The 4,802-nt window shown below is 32.1% G+C and carries 5 protein-coding genes; 1 reads left to right on the top strand and 4 read right to left on the bottom strand.

The window, feature by feature from the left end:
- The coding region (locus tag AB1Z17_RS13350) for a DUF2891 domain-containing protein (protein WP_368052266.1) at positions 1-741 on the top strand (741 nt) is incomplete at its 5' end.
- A gap of 14 nt (positions 742-755) precedes the next feature.
- Here the strand turns inward: AB1Z17_RS13350 and pyk are convergent.
- The 4 genes from pyk to fabF form a co-directional block, all read right to left on the bottom strand.
- Positions 756-2,189 carry a pyruvate kinase gene (gene pyk / locus AB1Z17_RS13345; protein ID WP_368052265.1) on the bottom strand — a complete coding sequence of 478 codons (1,434 nt, stop codon included), beginning with the start codon at positions 2,187-2,189 and terminating at the stop codon, positions 756-758.
- Positions 2,190-2,191: 2 nt separating this feature from the next.
- Positions 2,192-2,647: an IPExxxVDY family protein gene (locus AB1Z17_RS13340; protein ID WP_368052264.1), complete on the bottom strand. Its 456-nt coding sequence runs from the start codon at positions 2,645-2,647 to the stop codon at positions 2,192-2,194.
- Positions 2,648-2,736: 89 nt separating this feature from the next.
- A complete protein-coding gene (rnc, locus tag AB1Z17_RS13335; protein WP_368052263.1) occupies positions 2,737-3,477 on the bottom strand; it encodes a ribonuclease III in 741 nt (246 codons plus the stop codon).
- 12 nt (positions 3,478-3,489) lie between these two features.
- Positions 3,490-4,740, bottom strand: coding sequence for a beta-ketoacyl-ACP synthase II (gene fabF / locus AB1Z17_RS13330; RefSeq protein WP_368052262.1), 1,251 nt, complete (start codon positions 4,738-4,740; stop codon positions 3,490-3,492).
- Positions 4,741-4,802 lie beyond the last annotated feature (62 nt).

The following is a 4,802-nucleotide window of genomic DNA, read 5'->3' as shown; positions in this document are numbered from 1 at the left end:
AACTTAACTAAAGAAAACATTTTAAAAGAAGTTGCTTATTTTGACGATGTACATAACAAAACTTTTGAACGCACCTACGGTTGGGCCTGGTTGTTGAAAGTTTCAGAAACCTTGCAAGATTGGAATACACCAGAAGCGATTAAGTTAAATGAGAATTTAAAACCATTGGTAGATTTAATTGAGAAAAAATATATTGAATTTCTTCCCAAACTAAAGTATCCAATTAGAGTAGGAGAGCATCCGAATACAGCTTTTGGAATGTCTTTTGCCTTAGATTATGCTAAAAAATACTCACCAGAACTGGAAACAATTATTATTGAAAAAGCAACAGCATATTATTTAACTGATAAGGGATGCCCAATAACCTGGGAGCCAGGAGGATTCGATTTTTTATCACCTTGTTTGCAAGAAGCGGCTTTAATGCTAAAAGTACTTCCTGAAAATGAATATATAGCTTGGTTAGATGCTTTTTTACCAGATTTTAGAAATGATCCTGCAGCATATTTAGAAGTTGCAGAAGTTACAGACAGATCTGATGGAAAATTAGCACATTTAGATGGTTTAAACTTTAGTAGAGCCTGGTGTTTATATGAAATTGGAAATGAACTTGGAAATGAAAAAATGATTCAATTAGCAAATAAACACTTTGAGTATAGCTATAAAAAAATGGACTCTGGCGAATATGCCGGAGCCCATTGGTTAGCTTCTTTTGCTTTATATGCTACCTTAAAAAGTAATTAATTATAAATTTCTAACTACTTTTTATATTCTGTAATACGCATTGTATTTGCCATACCTCTCTTTTTCACAGGCATTGAGGTAATGTTAATGGCATAATCACCCTCGTGTAAATAACCTCTTTCAGCGGCTAAATTATTAATATCTTCAATTGTTTGGTCTGTACTTACAAATCTATCATAATAAATTCCTTTAACACCCCAAAGTAAATTTAACATTGCTAAAATTCTTCTGTTTGAAGAGAATACAAGAATGTTAGATTTTGGTCTCCAAGATGAAATATGAAATGCAGTAAAACCAGAATCTGTTAATGTAGTAATAACTTCGGCATCTATAGAATTTGCCATTAAAGCAGCTTGATGACAAATAGTTTTTGAAATAAAACGTTCGTTAATACACTGTACGTAAGTTTCTGGTGTTGAAATTAATGGAGAATTTTCAACACTTTCAATTATTTTACGCATTTGCTTAATAACTTCTAAAGGAAATGCACCAACAGATGTTTCTCCAGATAACATAACAGCATCCGCACCATCCATTATTGAATTTGCAACATCATTAACTTCTGCTCTTGTTGGAACTTGATTATCAATCATAGTTTCCATCATTTGTGTAGCAATAATAACTGGAATATGTGCTTTTTTGGCTTTTAAAACCAAACGTTTTTGAATTAAAGGCACTTTTTCCATTGGTACTTCTACACCTAAATCGCCTCGAGCCACCATTAAAGCATCACAATGTGGTGTTAACCTATCAATATTGGCAACTGCCTCTGGTTTTTCAATTTTTGCAATTATTGGAATTTTATAATCGGTATTTGCTTTAATAATATCGTGAAGTTGTATTAAATCTTCTGGTGTTCTAACAAAAGATAATGCAATCCAATCAACAGCTAAGCCAATTGCGAAAACAACATCTTTTTTGTCTTTTTCAGTAAGTGCTGGTAAGGAGATTTTAGTATTTGGTAAATTAACACCTTTTTTAGATTTTAAAGGACCACCTCTAAGCACCTTAGTAGTAACATTTGATGCGGAATCTGTAGCAATAACTTCAAACAATAATTTACCATCATCTACCAAAATTTGCTCGCCCTTTTGCACATCTTTTGGAAAATTCTGATAGGTCATAAATGCTTTTTGGTTGGTACCTTCGCATTTTTCTGTAGTAAATGTAAAAGTATCACCTTCTTCAAGTTCTACGCCATCTGCCATAATACCAACTCGTAATTTTGGACCTTGCAAATCTGCTAAAACCGCTACGTTAAAGTTGCGTTTTTTATTAATTTCTCTTATGATTTTAACGCGTTCTTCTACATCCGAATAATCTGCATGTGAAAAGTTTATTCTAAACACATTTACACCAGCCTCCATCATGCGTTCTATTATTTCTTTAGTTCCACAAGCGGGACCTAATGTTGCTACAATTTTGGTGCGTTTTCTATTTTCTGCCATTGTTAAAAAATTAGATTATTTTTTGATTTTAATGTGTCGGTTTCTATTTGATATGAAGTTATAATCTGGTTTATTTTATTTAATTTTTCAACTATTTCTAAAATAAATTCTTGAGTACATCCTTCAATTTTTAATAGAAAATCGACTTTCTTTTTTTCTGGTAATAAATAAGAAGTTGTACTATAATTTCCTCCAAATAAACCAGTATTGTATTGTTCGTTAACAACGTGTAAACATTTGTTGTTAATTAAATAGTAATTTAAGTATGTTTTTTCATTCTTATATTCAAATAAAGGGAATTCGACATTAGAATCTTTAAAGTCTAAACTATGTTTATATTTAATAAATTTAGTCTTTAAATATTTATTAATTAAATATGCCAATCTATAATCTTCTTCAGTTGAATGAATCCCAATTAATAAATAATCATCTTCTAAATCAAATGTAAATACTTGCATAAATAGAATGAAAATTGAGTTTGTAAAAGTACTACTGTTTAGTTATAGTAACTAATTATTTTACGAAATCGTATTCGAAAAAAATTAAATTACAAATTAGAGATCTCTTGTTGAAAGGCATAATACGCACGTTTAGCAGCAGTCTCTTCGGCTTTCTTTTTTGAAGTTGCTCTACCTTTAGCTATTATTTTACCATCTAAAAATAGTTTTACACTAAAATGTTTTATAGTATCATTGCCAGAGTCTTCATATACTTCAAAGGCAAAATCGTTTTTAACTTTTTGACACCATTCAATAAATAAGCTTTTATAACTTGTAATTTTTCCTTCTAATTTTGGCACATCTACATATGGAATAATTACTCTTTTAAAAATAAATTTTTTGCAATAGGTATAGCCTCTATCTAAATAAATTGCTCCAATTAAAGCTTCAAAAATATTGCCGTGTATATTTTCTCCAAATTTAGATTTTACTACATTGCTTCGCACGAAACGAAATAAATCTAAATCTTTACCTAGTTCGTTTAAATGTTCTCTGCTTACTATTTTAGAACGCATTTTGGTTAAATAACCTTCATCTCCAGAAGGTACTTCTTGAAACAAATAAGATGCAATTACAGAGCTTAACATAGCATCACCTAAAAACTCTAAGCGTTCATAGTTTAGTGGAAGTCCAGTTTTTTTATCTACTTCTTTTATGGAGCGGTGAATAAATGCTTTTTTATAATACTGTAAGTTTTTAGGATTAAATCCTATTATTTTTTTTAAATCTTTATAAAAAGCCTCATCGTTTTTTGTACGAGTGTCAATAATTTTTCGAATGAAGTTCATTCAGATGTTTTGTTATTCAAATTTTTTAAAGAGTACACAAGCGTTGTGCCCTCCAAAGCCAAATGTGTTACTCATGGCAACTTTTACAGTACGTTTTTGAGGTTTATTAAACGTAAAATTTAATTTACTGTCAATTTGATCATCATCAGTAAAATGATTGATTGTAGGTGGCACTATGCCTTTAGTAATAGCAAGTATTGAAGCAATTGCTTCTACTGCTCCAGCAGCACCTAATAAATGACCAGTCATTGACTTGGTTGAGTTAATGTTAAGTGTATAAGCGTGTTCACCAAATACTTCTACAATTGCCTTAGATTCAGCAATATCACCAAGCGGTGTTGAGGTTCCGTGCATATTTATGGCATCAACATCTTCTGGTTTTAAACCAGCATCTTTTAAGCAGTTCGCCATTACATTATAAGCCCCTAAACCATCTGGATGTGGTGCTGTAATATGATAAGCATCAGCAGACAATCCGCCACCACCAACTTCGGCATAAATTTTTGCGCCTCTAGCCAGGGCATGTTCATATTCTTCAAGTATTAAAGTCCCGGCGCCTTCACCTAAAACAAAACCATCTCTATCTTTATCGAATGGTCTTGAGGCTGTTGTTGGGTCATCATTTCTTGTAGATAGTGCTTGCAGTGCATTAAAACCACCCATACCTGCAATTGTAACTGCTGCTTCTGAACCACCAGAAACCATAACATCTGCATATCCTAAACGAATGTAGTTTAAGGCGTCAATTATTGCATTAGATGATGATGCACAAGCTGAAACTGTTGCAAAGTTAGGACCTCTAAATCCATATTTTATGGAAATTTGTCCAGGTGCAATATCAGCTATCATTTTAGGTATAAAGAACGGATTAAATCTAGGTGTACCATCTCCAGCAGCAAAGTTTAAACATTCATTTTGAAATGTTTCTAAACCACCAATTCCGGCTCCCCAAATAACTCCAACTCTATTTTTATCAATTTTTTCTAAATCTATTTTAGAATCTTCAATGGCTTCATCAGTTGCTACCATAGCATACTGCGTAAATCTATCCATTTTTCGAGCTTCTTTTCTGTCAATAAAATCATTAACTTTAAAGTCCTTTAGCTCACAAGCAAAACGAGTTTTGAACTTGGACGCATCAAAATACGTAATTGGATTGGCACCACTAACTCCGTTAATGAGGCCATTCCAATATTGTTCAACAGTGTTTCCAATTGGTGTTAATGCGCCAAGTCCAGTGACTACAACTCGTTTAATTTCCATATAAAATTACTTTTTCGCGTCTTCTATATAGCTAATTGCTTGACCAACAGTACCGATGTTTT

Origin of the sequence: Lutibacter sp. (genome assembly GCF_040883305.1) — a bacterium.
Lineage (GTDB): Bacteria > Bacteroidota > Bacteroidia > Flavobacteriales > Flavobacteriaceae > Lutibacter.
Note: the sequence above shows the minus strand (reverse complement) of the source record. Positions and strands in the feature narration are given on the sequence as shown.